The sequence below is a fragment of the Crossiella sp. S99.2 genome (genome assembly GCF_023094165.1).
In the GTDB taxonomy this organism is placed as follows: Bacteria; Actinomycetota; Actinomycetes; order Mycobacteriales; family Pseudonocardiaceae; genus Crossiella.
In genome coordinates this window covers 613,680-632,297 of sequence record NZ_JALMDK010000003.1, presented here as the reverse complement: position 1 = coordinate 632,297, position 18,618 = coordinate 613,680, and the positions used below count along the sequence as shown (strand labels likewise).

Here is an 18,618-nt window from a genome sequence, read left to right as displayed (position 1 = left end):
GAGGAGAACGCGGATGAGCGAGCCAGTGCCGCGGTGGTCCCTGGTGACCTCCGCCGGACCGTACGCGTTGCTGGCCTTCCTCGCCGTGATCACGGTGCCGATCAAGCACAAGATCGGCGAATCCCCGGTCCCGGACCTCCTCGTGTGCGCCCTGCTGGCGGCCTGGATGCTGGGCATGTTCACCCTGCGCCCGGCCTGGCGCACGAACGCGCCGAGGATGGCGGTGTTCGTGGCCGGGGTGGTGCTGTGCTCGCTGTTCCTGGTGGTCAGCTCGCCCTGGTTCGGGTTCCTCAGTCCCGTCGGCTACCTCTACGCGCTGCGGCTGCTGCGCTGGCCGTGGCAACTGGCCGGCGTGGCTGGGGTGGCGGTGGCCGCGGGCACCGCGCAGGCTTCCGGCGTGGACAAGAGCACCGCGTTCGGCGTGCTCATCTACCTCGCCGTGCTGGCCGCCAACGTGCTGCCCATGTGCGGTTACGCCGCGTTCGCCCGGCGGGCCGCCCGCAAGGAGGAGGAGCGGGAGCACGCCCTGGGCGAGGCCCGCGAGGCCAACCGTCGACTCGCGGCCTCGCTGGCGGAGAACGCGGCCCTGCACGAGCAGCTGCTCACTCAGGCCCGCGACGCCGGGGTCCGGGAGGAACGGCAGCGGATGGCCAGGGAGATCCACGACACCCTGGCCCAGGGGCTGACCGGCATCATCAGCCAGCTCCGCGCGGCCGACACCACGGACCCGGCAGCCTGCCGCAAACACGTTGCCGCGGCGGACAAACTCGCTCGGGAGAGCCTGACCGAGGCCCGCCGCTCAGTGCACGCGCTGCGCCCCGAACCACTGCGCGTGGCCAGGCTGAGCGAGGCACTGGCCGGGGTCGCGCAGCGCTGGTCCGCACTGCACGAGATCCCGGTCCGGGTCACCACCACCGGCGCGGCGCGGCCGATCCGGCCCGAGGCGGAGGCCGCGCTGCTCCGGATCGCGCAGGAAGCCCTGGCCAACGTGGCCCAGCACGCGCGAGCGGGCCGGGTCGGCCTGACCCTGTCCTACCTGGAACAGGAAGCCGCCCTGGACATCCGGGACGACGGCGACGGTTTTGACCCGGCCCGCATCGAGGACCCGCGACCCGATCGCGGCGGCTTCGGCCTGATCGCGATGCGGCAGCGGGTGACCGAGCTGTCCGGCACCCTGCAGGTGGAATCCGAACCGGGCCTGGGCACCGGGATCTCGGCCCGGGTGCCCTTGGAACTGGCGGAGGTGTGCGCGTGAACAAGCCGATCGGACTGCTGGTCGTCGACGATCACCCGGTGGTCCGGGACGGGCTGACCGGCATGTTCGCCCGCGACCCGGAGTTCGCGGTGCTCGGCGAGGCCGCGGACGGGGCCGAGGCGGTCCGGCTGGCCCGGCGGCTGCGCCCGGACGTGATCCTGATGGACCTGCGGATGCCCGGCCTGGACGGGGTCAGCGCGATCCGGGAACTGGCCGGGCAGGCGCCGGAGTGCCGGGTGCTGGTGCTCACCACCTACGACACCGACAGCTACGTGCTCCCGGCGATCGAGGCCGGCGCCACCGGCTACCTGCTCAAGGACGCGCCCCGGGACGAGCTGCTGCGCGCGGTGCGGGCCGCGGCCAGGGGCGAGCCGGTGCTCGCGCCCTCGGTGGCCGCGCTGCTGATGAACCGGGTGCGCAAACCCGCGCCCGGACCGCTGAGCCCGCGTGAGGTAGAGGTCCTGGAACTGGTGGCGGGCGGGGCCACCAATCGGGCGGCGGCGGCCGAGTTGTTCCTCACCGAGGCCACCGTCAAATCCCACCTGCTCAACATCTACGCCAAGCTCGGGGTGAACGACCGTGCCGCCGCCATCACCGAGGCGTTCCACCGCGGCCTGTTGGTTCCACGCAAGCAGGACTGACCCGGTCGGCAGTCCCGCGATAGACCACCGCGAGGTTGCCCGCGCTGTCCTGCCCGACCTCGGCGTCCACCTCGAAGACCTCGCGCAGCAGCCGTGCGGTCAGCACCTCTTGCGGCGCACCGGCCGCGACCAGCTTGCCCTGGTGCAGCAGCACGAGCTGGTCGCAGAAGCGGGCCGCAAGGGACAGGTCGTGCAGGGCGACCAGCACGGTCTGTTCGGTGCGCGCGAGGAGGTCCAGGAGTTCCAGCTGGTGCCGGATGTCCAGGTGGTTGGTCGGCTCGTCGAGCAGGATCGCCCACGGCTGCTGGGCCAGCGCGCGGGCGATGTGCGCGCGCTGCCGTTCACCGCCGGAGAGGGTCTGCCAGTGCCGGTCGCGCAGCTCGATGAGATCCAGCCGGTCCAGGGCGGCCTCGACGACGGCGTGATCGTGCGCGCCCGGCGCCCGCCAGCCCGGCCGGAACGGGGTGCGGCCCAGGGCGACCACCTCGGCCACCCGCAGATCGCTGTCGGTGTCCCCGGCCTGTTCCACGAAAGCCAGCTGCTGGGCGATCTTGCGCGGTGTCCAGCCGCCGATGTCCTTGCCGTCAAAGCGGATCACACCCGCGGTGGGCTTGCGCAGCCCGGCGACACAGCGCAGCAGCGAGGACTTCCCTGAGCCATTCGGGCCGATGAGGCCCACGGTCTGTCCGGAGTGGACGGTGAAGTCCACGTTGTCCACAATGGTCTTGCCCGGCACCGACCAGGACACCGAGTGCACGCCGATCCTCACAGCTCACCCCGCCTGCGCAGCACCAGCAGGAACAACGGCACGCCGACCAGCGCGGTGAACACCCCCACCGGCACCTCCCTTGGCGCGAAGGCGATCCGGGCCAGCGCGTCGGTCCAGACCAGGAACACCGCCCCGGCCACCGCGGTCACCGGCAGCAGCACCCGGTGCGTCGGCCCGACCAGGAACCGCACCCCGTGCGGCACGATCAGGCCGACGAAACCGATCGCGCCGACCGAGGCCACCGCCACCGAGGTCAGCAACGCGGTGGCCACCAGCAGCACCAGGCGGGTGGTCCGCACGTTCACCCCCAGTGAGGCCGCGGTGTCCGAGCCGAAGGAGAAGCCGTCCAACGCGGTGGCGCACAACCAGATCACCACCATCCCGATGACACCGGCGATGGCGCAGATCAGCACCGCTTCCCAGCGCGCCGAGGCCATCGACCCGAGCAGCCAGTAGGTGATCGCCCTGGTGGTGTCGGCATCGGCGGAGGCCATCAGGATCAGCGAGGTGATCGCGGCGAACAGCTGCCCGACCAGCACACCGGTGAGCACGATCCGCACCGGGTGCATCCCGCTGCGGCGCAACAACAACAGCATCAACCCGAAGGACAGCAGCGCGCCCGCGAGCGCGCCGCCGGTCACCCCGAGCGCACCGGCGCCGAAGCCGAGCACGACCACGGCGACCGCACCCGCGGAGGCCCCGTTGGACACGCCCAGCAGGTACGGATCGGCCAGCGCGTTGCGGGTCACGCCCTGCAGCGCGGCCCCGCACACCGCCAGCGCCGCGCCGACCAGCGCGGCCAGCAGCACCCGCGGCACCCGCAGCTCCCAGATCAGCGAGTCCAGCAGCCGGGGCAACGGCGTCACCGGCAGACCGAGCCGGACGCCGAGGGTCCGCCCGATCTCGGCAAAACCCACGCCGCTGACGCCGATCCGGACCGCGAGCCCCATCGAGACGATCAGCACCACGATCCCGAGCAGGAGCACCGCGGTGGTGGACCAGCCCGATCGGCCGCGCGGCCGGGGGAGTGGCGGTTCCGGGCGGGAGCGGGCGGCGGGGTGCAGCAGGTCCGGCTCAGACACCGAGTGCCTTCAAGCCCTCGCCCAGCAGCCGCAGCGTGTTCGCGCTGCGCACGGTCGGGTCGAGTTCGATGCCGGGCACCTCGATGATCCGGTTCTGCCGCACCGCGGTCAGCTGGGACACCACCGGGTGCTCGCGCATCATCTTGAGCTTCTCCGCGGCGCTGTCACCCGGCGCGCCGCGGTCGGAGAGGTCGCCGACCACGATCACGGTGGGATCGCGTTTGGCGATCTCCTCCCACGACATCTCCGGCCACTCCTCGTTGATGTCGTCAAAAGCGTTGGGCGCGTTCAGGATCCGGCTCATGTCGCTGGGCATCCCGTTGTGCCCCGCGACATAGGGCAGGCCCTTGAACACCGAGTACACGTACACCACGGTCGGCTTGCCGGGCCGGCCCGCGCGCACCGCCCCGGCCTGCTGCACCACCTCGCGTTGCTTGGCGGTCAGCGCGGCGGCCCGGTCGGCCACGCCGAAGACCTTGCCGTAGTTCTCGTAGTCGCGGAACAGCCGCTCGAACGGGGTCAGGCCCGGCTCGTGCTCCGGGCAGTCCACCGCGCTGACATAGGACGGCAGCCCCAGCGCCTGCAACTCCGCGCGGGTGCCCGCCTTGTCCTTGGTGAAGTTGCTCGCGAAGGAACTCACCACCAGGTCCGGCGCGGCCGCGCGCAACTGCTCGCCGGAGAGCGCCTTGGGGTTGAGCACCGGGATCTTGTCGTAGGCCGCCTGGTACTCGGGCAGAATCCTCCCTGCCCGGTACGCGGTGCCCGCCATCCGCTCGCCCAGCCCCAGTGCGAGCAGCGTCTCGGTGGAGGACTGCTCCAGCGTCACGGCCCGCTGCGGGGAGTGCTCGAAGCGCAGCTGCTGCCCACAACTGGACACGGTGACCGCGGCCTGACCTGCGGACGGAGCGTTGGCGGGCGCTGCGCACGAGGCCACCGCGACCACGGCGGCGAGTGCGCAGCCCAGGCGGGCGCGGTGGGACAAGCTGACCTCCAGCTGGACTGATGCGAGGATCTTGCAACAGCAACTAAGTTGCGATAGACACCGTAGTACATTGACAACGATTTCCAATAGGGCGAGGAGAGCAACCTGTCCACCGTGCTCCGGGACCGGGCCTTCCTGCGGCTGTGGACCGGCACCACCGCGTCCGGACTGGCCACTTGGGCGCTGCCCTTCATCCTCGGCCTGGCCGTGCTCGACCGGAGTCTGACCGCGGTCGGACTCGGCGTGCTGCTGGCCGCGCGGACCGTCGGCTTCCTGATCGCCGTGCCCCTGGGCGGCGTGCTCGCCGACCGGCATTCCCGGCGCGGCGTGGTGCTGGTCTCCGGCCTGCTCGCGGCCGCCGCCACCCCGGTGATCGCCTGGGGCCTGGGCGATTCCCTCGTGCTCACCGCGACCGCCGCGGCCCTGGTCGGCGCGGGCCAGGGCGCCTGCCGACCCGCCTTCCAGGCACTGACCGCGGAGGTCGTCGACCCCGATCAGCGGCAGCAGGCCAACGCCGCGATGACCCTGGCGGTCCGGGTCAGCACCCTGCTCGGACCGGGGCTGACCGCGTTGCTGGCCACCGTGCTGGACCTGTCCGCCCTGCTCTGGGGCACCGCGCTGCTGTGGCTGGTCGCCGCCCTGCTCCCACCCCGGGGCGCGGCGGGAACGCCGACGGAGCGCACCCACCTGGTCCGCGAGTTCGCCGACGGCCTGCGCGAGGCCCGCAGGCACCCCTGGTTCCTGGCCGGCCTGGGCGCGCTGACCGCGGTGATCGCGACTGGCTACTCGGCCACCGGCGTCGCACTGCCGCTGATCAGCCGGGACCGCTACGGCTCCGAGCTGGTGCTGGCCTCGGCGCTCACCGGGTACACCGCGGGCGCGCTGGCCGGCGCACTGATCATCGCCCGCTGGCGGCCCCGCTCCCAGGGCTGGGCCGCGCTGGCCGGATTGGCCCTGTACGGCCTGGCCCCACTGAGCCTGATCGCCGACGTGCACCCCGCGGTCGTGATCGCCGCCTACGTCGTCACCGGAGTGGGAATCGAGTTGTTCAACGTGCCCTGGTTCACCGCGACCCAGCGCGAGGTCGACCCCCGCCTGCTCGCCCGGGTGTCCTCAGTGGACTTCCTGTTCTCCTACGGCCTCGCCCCGGTCGGCCTGGCCCTGATCGCCCCGGCCATCGAGGCTTTCGGCGTGACCGCGGTGCTCGCCGGCTGCGCGCTCGTCTGCTTCGCCGCCCCCGCCCTGGCCGCCCTGGCCCCCACCGCCCGGAGGTTCGCCCGATGACCACGCTCGGCATTGTGCCGCAACGCCACGACGTCAACGCCGTGACCGAAGCCCGCACCGCTCTGGCCACCGACGGCGCGGTCCTGCTCACCGGCCTGCCCGCCACCGCCGACGCACTCGTCGTCGCGGCCGCGAGCGTGCTCGGCCCGCGCCTGCGCCGGCTGTTCCCACTGCGTGAACGCCCAAGCCAGGACGGCGGCCCGGTGGACCTGCACGCGGACAGCTTCAACCTGGTCGTGGACCTCGCGGGCATCCCCACCCCGCGCCGCGACCCGGACGAGGATTTTGTGTTCGTGCAATGTGTTCAGCCCGCACCCAGCGGCGGTGACTCCTTCCTCGCCGACGCCTACTGCTTCGTCGACGAGCACGCCGAGCCGGAGCTGCGCGAGTTCCTCACCACCGTCGACGTGGACCTCTACGGCAAGTGGGGCGCCATCCGCGGCGTGCCCGCGCTGCCCAGGGTGGCCCGGCACGTCGAGTACACCCGCACCGGCCGCCGGATCGTGCGCCGCACCGACGGCGCCGTGCCCCTGCACCGCGATCCGGGCGCCGAGCACGCCGACCGGATGCTGGCCGCCTTCACCGAAGCCGTGCAACAGATCCAGCCCGGACTGCCGAGGTTCCGCCCCACGGCAGGAGAGATCCTGGTGGTGGACAACTACCGCTGCTGGCACGGCCGGGACCCGCACCCCGGCGACCGCCTGGTCCGCATCCTGACCGTGCGTACCGCCGACGCCCGCTGATCACCCAGCCAGGGCCGCGAGTAGTTCGCCCAGGTCTTCCAGGGCCGCGGCCCGGCCCTCGGTCAGGTGCACCCCGGCGGTGTTGAGCACCACCTCGTCTGCCCCGGCCGCCCGGTACCGGTCCAGGCCCTCGGCGATCTCGGCCACCGTGCCGGTCACGAAGGTCCCCGAGGACACCAGGGCCCGCGCGCTCAACGGGACCTGCGACGGGTGCACCCGCAACCCGGCCCGCCGCAACATGTCCGTGTAGTGCGGGGCGGCCAGGTGCTCGCGGGATCCGTTGAGCGCCACCAGGTGTGGATCGCGCCCGGGCCGCCGCACCGCGACCTGCACCACCGTCACCACCCGCGGCGCCGCCCGCCCGGCCGCCCCGGCCGCGGCGCGCAGTTCCGGCAGCAGCACCTCGCCCAGGTAGGACGGCGGGGTGAGCCAGGTGATCGCGGCATCGGCCAGCTCACCGGCCACCCGGGCCATGCCGGGCCGCAACACCCCCAGCCCCAGGGACACCGGCGGATGCTCGAACTCCGGCAGCCCGCCGCGCATCGTGTCGTAGCGGCCGTCGTGGTGCACGGGTTTGCCGTCCAGGAGGCCGCGCAGGATGGTGAGCTGGTCGCGGGCCGCGGTCAGCGGACTGCCGTAGGGCCGCCCGCGCAGCGCCGCCACCAGCTCCGGGGTGCCGGTGCCCAGGCCCAGCACCACGTCATGCCCGGTGAGCCGAGCCAGCGAGCGGGCCTGCAACGCCGTCTCGTACGGGTGGCGCAGGGCGGTGAGGGTGACGCTGGTGCCGACCGGCACCCGCAGGCCGCGCCCGGCCAGGTAGGCGAAGCCCTGGAAGGTCTCCAGGGCCAGCGACTGGCCCTGCCACAACCGGTGCGCGCCGGTGTCGACGAGCAGTTGGGCGTAGGCGGGCAGGTGTTCGGGCTCGTGCGGCATGACCGGCACCATCAGCGAGAGTTTCATCCGGGCCCGACCACCTCGGCGGCCGGTTCCGGCTGGTATCCGGCGGCCTGCAGGTTGAACAGGTAGGCGTAGTGCCCGTCCTGGCGCATCAACTCGGCGTGCGTGCCCTGTTCGATCAGCCGGCCGCCCTCGATGACGATGATCCGGTCCGCGATGCGCACGGTGGAGAACCGGTGCGCCACCAGCAAACTCGTGGAGGTGCTGGCGATGGTGCGGAAGCGGCCGAAGATCTCCGCCTCCGCCTCGGCGTCGATGGCCGCGGTCGGCTCGTCCAGCACCACCACCGGCGCGCCGCGCATGAACGCCCGCGCCAGGGCCACCTTCTGCCACTGCCCGCCGGAGAGCTGGCTGCCGTGCTCGAAATGCCTGCCCAGCATGGCGTCATAGCCATCCGGCAGAGTGTCCACAATGGAATCCGCGCCACTGGCCCCGGCGGCCGCGCGGACCCGGCCGGTGTCGTCGAGGTGTTCCACCGCGCCGAACCCGATGTTGTGCCGCACGCTCATCTCGTAGCGGATGTAGTCCTGGAAGATCACTCCCAGGTTGCGGCGCAGGTCGGTCAGGTCGTACTCCTGGATCGGCACCCCGTCGATCAGGATCTCCCCGCCGGTCGGCTCGTACAGCCGGGTCAGCAGCTTCACCAGGGTGGTCTTGCCCGCCCCGTTCTGGCCGACCAGCGCCACGCAGTTCCCGGCGGGCAGGGTGAAACTGACCCGATCGAGGACCTGTTCGGTGGTGCCGGGGTAGGTGAAGCTGACCTCCCGGAACTCGATTCCCGTGCTCAGCCGCGCGGGGAATTTCCGTTGCCCGCCCCGGATCTGTCGCTCCGGCAGGTCGAACAGCTCGAACAGGTTGCTCACGAACAGCTTGTTCTGGAACAGCATCGCCAGCCCGACCAGCAGCGCGTGCCCCGACCCCTGCACCACACCGATCGCCTGCAGATAACCCGCGAGCTGACCGATCTCGCCGGTGCGCGTGGTGGCCAGCATCGCGTAGATCAGCGCCCCGCCCGCGGCCAGCACGCTGATCAGGCCGAGCAGTCCGAAGGCCAGTGACTGCCTGCGGTTGAGCGAGCGGTCCACCTTGAGGAAGCGCTGCACCAGTTCCCGGTACCGGCCGATGAAGAAGTCGCCGAGCTGGAACAGCCGGACTTCCTTGAAGGTGTGGTCGGTGGTGGTGAGGAACTGGAAGTACATCAGCCGCCGCCGGTCCGCGGCCCGGTCGTACTCGATCTCGTACATTTTCTTGCCGTACCACATCTGCGCCAGCGCGGAGGGGATCGGCGCCAGCAGGATCAGCAGCGCGATCCACGGGTGCCAGGAGAACAGCACCGCGGAGACCGACACGATGGTGATCAGCTCGCGGGCGAAGTTGAGCGTGTCGGCGAAAAGCTGGTGGACGTTGGACCCGCTGCTCTCCTGGAAGGCCCGCTGCAACTTGTCGTAGGACTCGGCGTTCTCGTAGTCCTGCAGATCCATCCGGGTGCCCTTGCGCATCACCTGCTCACCGACCGCGGTGGCCAGGTGCAGGCGCAGCACCGCGTCCAGGTACTGGTGCCACACCCCGAACAGGTGCGCGGCGACACTGACCCCCACGATCAGCAGGCCCACCAACAAAATCCGCCCGGTGAACCCGTCGGTGCTGCCCGCGGCGACCGCGTCGGCCACCGACTGCACCGCGCTCGCGGTGAGCTGGAGCTGCACCGCGGGCACCACCGACACCGCGAAGGTCACCAGGATCAGCGCGCTCACCCGCACCGGGCTCAGCCGCCACAGCATGGCCGCGATGCGCAGCCAGTCGTTGTCCCGCAACCGCTTTGTCCCCGGCATCTCAGGACTCCCCTCGGAGGTGCGCCGGGCGACCGCCGACCGCGCGCAGGATGTGCCGCCACAGCGCGTAGCAGTGCTGCTCCCGCGGCAGGTCCACCGGCAGCAACCGGTTGATCTGCATGTGCGCCAGGCTGCCCAGCACAGTGGATTCGGTGCCCCACAACGTGTCCGCGCCCATCGCCGCGTGGACCGCCGACGCCGCCGCGGCCACCGCCCCGGCCTGCGGGGCGAGGATCTCGTTGATCAGGTCGTGGTGCGCCCGGCCCTGCTCGTGCGGCCGGAAATCCCACGGCAGCACCAGTTCACCGAGGTAGTCGCGGTGGGCGTGGAACTCCTTGCGCACTGCCTCGGTCTCGGCCACCGGCGGGATCAGCGCCGGACGCTCGTTCGGCGCCAGGCCCCACTGCCGGTAGAGCGTGTCCACCACGGCGATCGCCACGAACTCCGGGCGCAGCTTGGGTTCGCTCCGCTGCAACAGGGCGACAAGGTCGGCGGTGACGTCGCTGTTGACGGTGAAGAGGTCCTCCACCGCCTCGAAGGTCCGCGGCCCGCCGTAGCGCTCGATCTCCGGCAGGTAGGTCGCCACCCCGGTGTCGAAGGCCAGGTCACTGTCCACCACCTCGCGGCCCCAGGCCATCAGCTGGTGCAGCACCTCGGTGGCCGCGCCCGGTTCGCCTGCCCGGCAGCGGATCCGCAGGTGTGGCTGGGGATCGGCGTAACGCAGATAGAACCAGCGGTCGATCAGACCTTGTTCGCGCAGGGCTGCGATGTGTTGCCGCAGCGGTCCGGCGATGATCTCATCGTGCCTGCTGAAGGCCGCGTACACCTTGAGGTAGGCCCATTCCTCGCCGGGCAGGTGCCGTCGCCGCAGACTGCGGCTGGCGCCGACCTCGGTGATCGACTCCAGCCTGCCGGAGAGCGGCACCGGGCTGCGCGCGGTGTCCGCGGCCGAATGCGCCACCACCGGCACCACGATCTCCTCCAGGTACTTCGCACCGTCCACATCGGACAGCCACAGGTCGTCGAAGGCGGGCAGCATCTCGTGCAGCACCGCCTGGCCGCGCCCGTCCCGGAAGTCACCGGCCAGCTCGTCCAGACCCAGCGGGTGATCCAGGTCGAGCAGCAGCCGGTTGTCCTCATCGACCAGGTAGACGTACCGCGGCACCCGCCAGCGCTGCCGCCATTCCCTGACCGCGGCCGGGAAATCCCCGGTGACATCCTCGCCGCGCAGCGTCCACTGCGCCGGCCGCAGCACCACGTTGCCGCGGGTGACCCTGGGCAGGAACGGCAGGTTCTCCAGTGGGCCCCAACGGAAACCGGTGGGCATGGCGTAACCGTCCTGGGAGACCTCCAGCACAAACCGGGCCGCGTTGGGCCCCAGGTGCGGGCCGAGCATGTGCCCCTGCGAGACCACCACCTCCCGGCCCAGGGTGCGCGACCACAGGTAGAACCGGTTCCCGGCCACGCCCACGTGCAGGTCGGCCAGGCTGATGGTGCGTTCGGAGCGGGCCGAGGGCGTGGCGTTGACCGGCACCTCGTACTCGTGCAGCAAGGGCCGGAACGCCACGTTGGCCGCCCGCCCGGAGGTGGGCAGGAAGCACAGTTCGGCGTGCACCGCCTCGGGTTGCAGGCTGGTCATCCGCCGGGTGTGCTCGCGCAGGTGGTCCAGGGCGTCCTCGCCGAGCAGGTCGAAGAAGCGCCCTGCGGTGCGCCCGCCGTAGGCCAGGCTGAGTTCGCGCAGCACCAGCCGCCACTGCCCGTCGTCCACCCGGCCGTCCGGGTCGGTGAGCTGGAGTTGCGCGTAGACATCCAGCGCGGGGTAGAGGCCCAGCGCGGGTTTCTCGGTGGCCGGGGCGATCCGGTCCAGCCAGGCGTCGGTGAGTTCCACCGAGATCTCGCCGGACCACCAGGCCTGCGCGGCGAACTCGGTCAGCAGCCGGTCATAGTCCACTGTGGACGGTTCGGGAGTGTTGTGCGGCACCGGGGTGGACCGCGGTGGTTCGAGGTAGTTGTACGGCGCGTCCAGGCCGGTGTCCGGGCTGAGCACCTCCAGCACCGGGACCAGGGCCTGATCGCCGTAGCGCTCGACGAAGGCGTCCCGGTACTGCACCAGGTGGTGGTTGTGCCCCGGCAGCGCGGCGGCCAGCCGCATCAGGCAGTCCATCGCCCCGGCCACGGCCTGCCCGACCGCCCGGCCGAGCCCGGACTCGCGCAGGTCCAGCGCGGAGTCCAGCTGGAAGGAGTCGCCCTCGTGTCCTGGCACCAGCGCGCGCTGGGCGGCCCGCAACTCCCGCAGCGGCGCGGCGTCGCTCGCGGCGGCGGCCCGGTGGGTGAGGTCGACGATCTCGCGCAGTGCCTCGCTCGTGGCCGCGGCGGCCTCGATCCCGGTGAGCCGCTTGGCCAAGTGCTGTTCCGGGAACGGACTGGACTGCGGCGGGCGCAGGTCGCTGATGAGGAAGTTCAGTTCCCGCAACTGTTCCACCAGCCCGGCGACCCGGTCCGCGGCCACCTCCGGGAACTCCTGGGCGAGTCCGGCGACCAGCGTGTCGGCCGTGGTCGGGGTGGCGGCCAGCCGCAGCACCGCGGTGACCGCGGGAGTAGCCCGTACCCGCACGGCGCGGTTGTCGCCGCTGCCGTAGATGTCGGCGTAGGGCAGCACCAGCCGGTCCCCGCTCAGGTGCGCGGCGGCGTTGCGGACCAGCCGCAACTGCGGGCGCAGCACCGGATCCTGTTCCAGGTCCTTGATCAGCGCCAGCAGCCAGCCCATATCGGCCCGCACCCGGGCTCGCTGCACCGCGGGCGCGCCGAGCCGGAGCGTGGTGTGCTCGCCGAACTCGCCCAGCGCGATGCCGGAGAAGGCGCCGAACGGGGTGGGGCGGGTGGACATCCGGGTCAGATAGCGCAACAGCCGGGAGTGCGCCCGTTTGCTCTTCTTGCCACTGCCGTCGGGGCCGAGCCGGTCCAGCGCGTCCAGCAGGTCGGTGCTGGCCACCGACAGCGCCCGGCGCACCCGCGGCGTCGCGGCCAGCTCGCGCAGCCGGGTCCAGGCCACGGTGCGGCGCTGCTCGTCGGTGCCCTCGCCGGCCAGCAGCTCGCGGAAGGTGTCCGCGGGCAGCGCGGGCGCGCGCACCAGGTAGAAATCGGTCGCGCGGTAACGGGACTCGGTCATCGGGGGCTCACCTCGTGAGGAAGGCGCGGAACCAGGACGGACGGCGCGGCGCGGTCGCGGCCAGCAGGGCCAGCGCGATCCCGGCCGACCCGGACAGCAACGACGGACTGTCCACGAACACCCCGGGCTCCTCCTCGTCGCGGAACAGCACCGGCAGCTCCGGATCGGCCTGGGCCAGCAACAACTCCAGCAACCGGGGCGTCCAGTCGGCGGCGAGCGCGCTGCCGTGCGCGGCGAATTCCAGGCACAGCACCAGCACCCCGGCGATGCCGTGGCAGAAGGTGGGGGAGCGCACCGGGCGCTCGGCGAAGCGGCTCAGCACGGCCTCGAAGGACTCGACGGCCAGCTTGCGCAGCGACTCATCGCCCAGCGCCTCGGCCACCGGGAGCAGCGCGACGGCCACCCCGGCGGTGCCGTAGCACCAGGCGATCTGGTCCGCGGGCTGACTGGGCCGGGTCTCGGCGCCGGCGTCGTCGATGGGCACCTCGCTGGGCCAGACCGGGCCGTGTTCGTCGGTGCGGCGCAGGCTCTGCACCCAGCCCAGCACCAGGCGCAGCGCGGCCTCCTGCCCAGGCTGCCGGTAGCCGGCCAGCCAGGCGGTGGCCAGCGCGGCCAGCGGGCCGGGGATGCCGTGCGCCAGGCCCATGTTGAGGTGGCCGTTGGGGTAGTCGCGGTCGCCGCGGCACAGGTCGGGGGTGATCAGCCAGCGGCGGGTCAGCGTGAGATCGCGCGGGGGAGCGCCCAGCCACACCAGGTAGTCGATGAGGTGCTCGGCCGCGGCGCGCACGGCCGGACCGGGATCGGCGATGCCGCACAGGTAGGACAGGAGGCCCGCGGCGCCGCTGACCATGTCGTAGTCGACATCGCTCACCCCGCGCTCCACCCGCGGCAACGGCAGCTCCAGGACCTGGGCGGCCAGCTGTTCGTGCAACCGGTCCAGGCTCGGGCCGAACCGCGGCTCGGCCCGCGCGCAGGCGGCCAGGCCCAGCGCGAGTCCGCTGGTGCCGGAGAGCACGCCGGGTTCGGTCAGCGGGGCGCCCGCGGTACCGGCCACCGCCTCCCGGATGTAGGTGAACGCGGCGGCCAGGGCCTCGCGGCGATCGGACTCGTCGGCGGCCGCTTCGGCGGTGAGCACGTGCAGCAGCGCGAGTCCGGCGTGCCCGTGCGCGAAGCCGTGATAGGCCCAGCCGTTGGGGTGCACGGCCTGCTCGGCGGCGGCCATGACCAGGTCGATGACCCGCTCCGGATCGGCGCAACGACGCGCGATCTCCAGCGCGGTCGCGGTGGCCTTGTCGGCCAATTCTGCCGGAACCGTGCCGTGCCAGCTGGTCACCGTGCCGGTCGTGGCGCCCGGGTCAACCGCGGCGTGCTCGGACAACTGGCGCACGAATACCCCCAATTTGTGGAAAGGAATGCGGTAATTTGGCGAGTGGGTGCTGCCGTGTCTTCCACACACGGCAGCACCCTTTCCTCAGCGCGTGCTGCCCGAGGTGCAGAGCGGCGTGCAGGTGCGGCTGCACTGGCAGGTCGTCTTGGAGCAGACCGGGGTGCGCGAGCAGGCCAGCTTGCTGATGATCGACAGCGGCCCGGCGGCCCCGTCGGCTCCGGCCGGGGTGGTGATCCGGACGTCCAGATCGAATGCGTCCATGTGTTCGTCTCCTATTCGGCGAATTCACCGGCCGGAATCGACCGGTGCGGATCTGCGTTATTCGCAGCGCCTCGGCACAACGTAGAACCGGCGGCGTACGCGGTTCTGACGGTCGCGTACACAGCGCTGTCACAGCCCTGTCAGCGCGCTGGACGAGCAGTTCAGCCGGGCCAACCAGCTGCCAGAACGGGTCCTCGCGGCTACGGTGGCGTGATCACGGGCACGAACTGGGGGGTGGCTGTGGCATCGCAACACGCGCTGTACTTCGGCGTTCTGGGTCCGGTGGCCGCCTGGCGCGGAGAACACCGGATCGACCTGGGCTGGACCCGGCAACAGGCCGTGCTCGCGGTGCTGCTGCTGGAGGTGAACCGGCCGGTGCCGGTGAGCACGCTGATCGACGCGGTGTGGGGCGAGGCGCCGCCGCAGGGCGTGCGCAACACCGTGCAGACCAACATCAGCCGGTTGCGCCGGGCCCTGCGAGAGGATCCGGCCGCGGACCGGGACGGCCTGGTGCAGCGCACCGACGCCGGCTACCTGCTGCGCGCCGAACCGGGCCAGGTGGACCTGGTCTCCTTCGAGCAGGAGCTGGACGCGGCGCGGGCACACCGGCGGGCCGGGGACCTCAGTGCTGCGGCCACCGCGGTGGAGTCGGCGCTGCGGCGCTGGCGCGGCGACCCGTTCACCGGCCTGGACAGCCCGTACCTGCACACCCAGCGGCTGCGGCTGGCCGAATGCCGGCTGGCCGCCCGGGAACTGTGGGCGGAACTGCTGCTGGGCCGCGGTGAGCACCAGCCGGTGGTGGCCGAGCTGACCGGCCTGGTCAGCGCGCACCCACTGCGGGAACGGTTGCGGGAGTTGCTGATGCTCGCGCTGTGCCGGGCGGGCCGGCAGGCCGAGGCGCTGGCCGCCTACCAGGACGCGCGGACCACCCTGGCCGACCGGCTCGGCACCGACCCCGGACCGCGACTACGCGAGCTGTACCAACGAATCCTGGCCGCCGACCCGGAACCCTGCCCACCCCCGGCGGCCCGGGTGCTGGCCGGTACAGCCACCCGGCCGACCGCCCCGCCAGTAGCCGCCGTGCCCGCGCAGCTGCCCGCCGCGGTGCCCGCCTTCACCGGTCGCACCACGGAACTGCGGCAGCTGCACGCGGCCGCGGCCGCCGCGGCCGATCCGCACCGGCAGGACTGCGAGATCATCGCCATCGACGGCATGCCGGGCGTGGGCAAGACCGCGCTCGCCGTGCAGGCCGCCCGCGCGGTGGCCGGACAATTCCCCGACGGCCAGATCTGGTTGCGGCTGGGCGCGTTCGCCACCGACCAGCCGCCGATGGACCCCCGCGAAGCACTCGCCGAACTGCTGCACGCCGTGGGCGTGCCCGGTGCGGAGATCCCCGAGTGCCTGCAGGCCCGCGCCGCGCTGTGGCGGGCCTGCGTGCGCGAGCGGCGGCTGCTGCTGGTCTTCGACGATGCCACCGGCCACGAACAACTCCGGCCGCTGCTGCCCGGCCCGGGGCACTGCCTGGTCCTGATCACCAGCCGCCGCAGGCTCACCGCGCTGGAAGGCCCGTGCACCCTGGAACTCGACCCGCTGCCCGCCGCGGACGCGGACACCCTGTTCCTGCGCCTGGCCGGCCGCGAGCAGGACCCGGATCCGGCCGCGCTGGCCGAACTCACCGCGCGCTGCGGACGGCTGCCACTGGCGATCACCTTGCTGGCCGGGCGATTGCGGCACCGTCCACGATGGACACTGCGGTACCTGCTGGACCTGCTGGCCTCCTCCTGCACCATGCTCGGCGAGCTGTGCGCGGAGAACGTCACGCTTACCGCCGCGTTCGAGCTGTCCTATCGCGGCCTCAACCCGGTGCAGCAGCGGCTGTTCCGGTCCCTGGCCCTGTTCCCCGGCACCGAGATCGAGGTGCCCGCCATCGCCGCGATGGCCGGTCAGGACCCGAGGGACATCCGGCGCGAACTGGAGCAGCTCTACGACAACCACCTGCTCACCGAATCCGCGCCCGGCCGGTACGCGCAGCACGACCTGGTCCGGGAGTACGCCCGCACCCTCGCCGAAGCCGACGGCCCCGCGCCGGGGGAGGCCGCGCTCGGCCGGCTGCTGGAGTACTACCTGCACACCACCACCCTGATCAGCACCCGGGTGCTCGCGGCAGCGCCACTGACCGTGCCCGCCCTGCCCAACCGGTTCGCCCCCGACCCCGCCGCGGACACCGCCACCGACGCGGGCGCGCTCGCCTGGCTGGACCGGGAAAGCGCTAGCCTGATCGCCTGCCTGACCAGCCCACCGGTCCGCGGGCACACCGCCCTGGTCATCGCGCTCACCACCGCCCTGCACCCCTACCTGTGCAGCCGCGGCCGCTGGTACCAGTCGATCAGCCTGCACCAGACCGCACTGGCCCTGGCCCAGGACACCGCCGACGAACCCGGCCGCGCCGCCGCCCTGCACCACCTCGGCACGTTGCGGCGGCTCACCGGCGACTACCCGGGCGCACAACGCGATCTCGGCGAAGCCCTGGCGAGCTACCGCGCCCTCGGGCACCTCCGCGGCGAGGCAGGCGCCCGCACCGAACTCGGCGTGCTGCACACGCTCACCGGCGACCACGAGTCCGCCGCCACCCACCTCGCCGCCGCCGAGCGCGGCCACCTGCTGCTCAACAGCAGACTCGGCCTGGCCCACATCCAGTTACACCAAGGCATCCTGCACCACCGGCGCGCCGACCTGCCCGCCGCCGCGGCCAGTCTCGACCGCGCCCAGCGCGGCTACCGGGAACTGGGCAACCAACTCGGCCAAGCGCACGCGCTCACCGCCCTGGGCCGACTCCGCGCCGACACCGGCGACCACCAAGCGGCCATCACCACGCTGACCGAGGCCCTGTCCGGCTACCGCACCCTTGGCGACCAACTCGGCCAGGCCACCACCCTGCGCCTGCTCGGCGACAGCCACCGCCAGACCGGCGATCCCGTTGCCGCACACCGCCACCACATCCAGGCCCTGACCTACTACACCGGCGCCGATGACCCGCAGAGCCAAGCAGCCGCCCGCCACCACCTGGCCATCCTGCACCTGGGCGCGGGCCGGGACCGGGAAACCCCACCGCCGCCCCGGCCGGCCCCCGACCTCGCCCAGTCACCCGCGGTGGCCACCTCCTGACCCGGTGCCGTGGTGGGCGGGACAGGCCCGCCCACCACGTTGCCGCTACCGGGTGTACCGGGTCTCGCTGCCGTACAGCTCCCTGGTGAAGCCGGAGATGTAGCTCGCCGAGTCGGCGGCGCCCAGGTTGTAGGTCAGGAACACGCCGTAGCCCTCGCTCTTGGTGCGCCGGGCCAGGCTGGCCGTGGTGCTCGCCGCGGTCCGGCCGATCTCCACGGCGGCGGGGGAGAGGCGTTCCTTGGGCAGACCGACGTTCGGCACGCCCCAGGTCCCGTAGTACGGGTTCCAGGCGTAGTTGAACTTGGTGCCGATGTGCACCCCGCCGTAGGAGAGCCGGGAGGCCGCCGGACCGATGTTGTACAGCGAGATGATCTTGTTGGGCAGGGTGTTGCGCAGCGCGGTGACGAGGTGCACGAACGAACTGGCGTTGGGCTGCCCGGTGCCATTCTCGCCGTACTTGGCGTACTCGTCATCGAAGTCAATGCCATCCAGCCCATACCGCGTCACCGCGTCGGAGAGCTGCTTGGCAAACGCCTCAGCCGCCGCCTTGGTCGGGAAGTTCGCGAACCCGGCGCCCTGGTGATTGCCCAGCACGGACAACACCACCTTGATTCCCTTGGCCTGCAACGGCCGGATCTGGGTGGCCGCGTTGTCCAGCACCCGCTGCACGTTCTCGTTGAAGTGCAGGTAGGCGGACTTCTTCGCGGTGTCGTAGTTGATGTTGGCGGCGAAGATGACGCCGATGTCGAACACGTTGGCGCCGCCATTGGCCAGCGTGTACTTGCCGACGTTGAGCATGCTGTTGTTGTTGACCTCGACATAGGCCACCGAGATCGGCCCGTTCTTGGCCCGTGGCGCCGTGCTGTCCGCGGCGGCGCCGGTCGCCGCGGCCCCGGGTGCGGTCACCCCGGCCGCGAGCGTGGCCGCGGCCAGGAGTGCGAGCGCGGCCGACCGCGCGGTGATCCGACCGAACTTGACCATCGTTGATCAAACTCCCGTCGCCTGAGCTGCTGGATCGGTACTGGTCCAGGCAACTATCAGCGGCGATGCTGGTCTGGGCCACCCTCATTAGTGGGGAGGCCAGCCCGAAT

At 72.1% G+C, this 18,618-nt stretch carries 14 protein-coding genes; 5 read left to right on the top strand and 9 right to left on the bottom strand.

The features are described from left to right. The first annotated feature begins 13 nt into the window (after nucleotides 1–13). The gene (locus tag MZC64_RS14230; RefSeq protein WP_247756706.1) at nucleotides 14–1,255 is read left to right on the top strand and encodes a sensor histidine kinase; all 1,242 of its coding nucleotides are present in this window, start codon (nucleotides 14–16) and stop codon (nucleotides 1,253–1,255) included. After that, on the top strand, nucleotides 1,252–1,896 hold the full coding sequence (locus MZC64_RS14225; RefSeq protein ID WP_308301004.1) for a response regulator transcription factor: 645 nt from the start codon (nucleotides 1,252–1,254) through the stop codon (nucleotides 1,894–1,896). Before MZC64_RS14230 ends, MZC64_RS14225 begins: the two co-directional genes overlap by 4 nt. On the opposite strand, the gene MZC64_RS14220 is transcribed toward MZC64_RS14225, so the two are convergent. Genes MZC64_RS14220 through MZC64_RS14210 form a run of 3 tightly spaced genes read right to left on the bottom strand, consistent with a single transcriptional unit; the run spans nucleotide 1,847 to nucleotide 4,729 of the window. Further along, nucleotides 1,847–2,665 carry an ABC transporter ATP-binding protein gene (locus tag MZC64_RS14220; RefSeq protein ID WP_247756707.1) on the bottom strand — a complete coding sequence of 273 codons (819 nt, stop codon included), beginning with the start codon at nucleotides 2,663–2,665 and terminating at the stop codon, nucleotides 1,847–1,849. The genes MZC64_RS14225 and MZC64_RS14220 overlap by 50 nt on opposite strands. Continuing rightward, nucleotides 2,662–3,747 (bottom strand): iron ABC transporter permease, encoded by a 1,086-nt coding sequence (locus MZC64_RS14215; protein ID WP_247756708.1) that lies wholly within the window; start codon nucleotides 3,745–3,747, stop codon nucleotides 2,662–2,664. Before MZC64_RS14215 ends, MZC64_RS14220 begins: the two co-directional genes overlap by 4 nt. After that, on the bottom strand, nucleotides 3,740–4,729 hold the full coding sequence (locus tag MZC64_RS14210; protein WP_247756709.1) for an ABC transporter substrate-binding protein: 990 nt from the start codon (nucleotides 4,727–4,729) through the stop codon (nucleotides 3,740–3,742). The genes MZC64_RS14215 and MZC64_RS14210 overlap by 8 nt, the downstream gene beginning before the upstream one ends. 114 nt (nucleotides 4,730–4,843) lie before the next feature. Between MZC64_RS14210 and MZC64_RS14205 the strand changes: the two genes are divergently transcribed. Both MZC64_RS14205 and MZC64_RS14200 read left to right on the top strand, forming a co-directional pair. After that, complete coding sequence (locus MZC64_RS14205; RefSeq protein WP_247756710.1) at nucleotides 4,844–6,013, top strand: MFS transporter; 1,170 nt, start codon at nucleotides 4,844–4,846, stop codon at nucleotides 6,011–6,013. Beyond that, the gene (locus tag MZC64_RS14200; protein ID WP_247756711.1) at nucleotides 6,010–6,756 is read left to right on the top strand and encodes a TauD/TfdA family dioxygenase; all 747 of its coding nucleotides are present in this window, start codon (nucleotides 6,010–6,012) and stop codon (nucleotides 6,754–6,756) included. Before MZC64_RS14205 ends, MZC64_RS14200 begins: the two co-directional genes overlap by 4 nt. On the opposite strand, the gene MZC64_RS14195 is transcribed toward MZC64_RS14200, so the two are convergent. From MZC64_RS14195 to MZC64_RS14175, 5 genes are all read right to left on the bottom strand, one after another. Further along, nucleotides 6,757–7,716, bottom strand: a complete 960-nt coding sequence (locus tag MZC64_RS14195; RefSeq protein ID WP_247756712.1) for an LLM class flavin-dependent oxidoreductase — start codon at nucleotides 7,714–7,716, stop codon at nucleotides 6,757–6,759. Further along, nucleotides 7,713–9,545 (bottom strand): ABC transporter ATP-binding protein, encoded by a 1,833-nt coding sequence (locus tag MZC64_RS14190; protein ID WP_247756713.1) that lies wholly within the window; start codon nucleotides 9,543–9,545, stop codon nucleotides 7,713–7,715. Before MZC64_RS14190 ends, MZC64_RS14195 begins: the two co-directional genes overlap by 4 nt. Nucleotide 9,546: 1 nt before the next feature. Then, nucleotides 9,547–12,714 carry a lantibiotic dehydratase gene (locus tag MZC64_RS14185; protein ID WP_247756714.1) on the bottom strand — a complete coding sequence of 1,056 codons (3,168 nt, stop codon included), beginning with the start codon at nucleotides 12,712–12,714 and terminating at the stop codon, nucleotides 9,547–9,549. Between the two features lie 7 nt (nucleotides 12,715–12,721). Further along, the gene (locus tag MZC64_RS14180) at nucleotides 12,722–14,101 is read right to left on the bottom strand and encodes a lanthionine synthetase C family protein (protein WP_247756715.1); all 1,380 of its coding nucleotides are present in this window, start codon (nucleotides 14,099–14,101) and stop codon (nucleotides 12,722–12,724) included. A gap of 84 nt (nucleotides 14,102–14,185) precedes the next feature. After that, nucleotides 14,186–14,362, bottom strand: coding sequence for an FDLD family class I lanthipeptide (locus MZC64_RS14175; RefSeq protein WP_247756716.1), 177 nt, complete (start codon nucleotides 14,360–14,362; stop codon nucleotides 14,186–14,188). Between the two features lie 240 nt (nucleotides 14,363–14,602). Here MZC64_RS14175 and MZC64_RS14170 point away from each other — a divergent pair, with 240 nt between their 5' ends. Then, nucleotides 14,603–17,527: a BTAD domain-containing putative transcriptional regulator gene (locus tag MZC64_RS14170; RefSeq protein WP_247756717.1), complete on the top strand. Its 2,925-nt coding sequence runs from the start codon at nucleotides 14,603–14,605 to the stop codon at nucleotides 17,525–17,527. A 45-nt stretch (nucleotides 17,528–17,572) separates the two neighbouring features. Here MZC64_RS14170 and MZC64_RS14165 read toward each other — a convergent pair whose 3' ends face one another. Then, a complete protein-coding gene (locus tag MZC64_RS14165; protein ID WP_247756718.1) occupies nucleotides 17,573–18,508 on the bottom strand; it encodes an endo-beta-N-acetylglucosaminidase H in 936 nt (311 codons plus the stop codon). Between the last annotated feature and the right edge of the window lie 110 nt (nucleotides 18,509–18,618).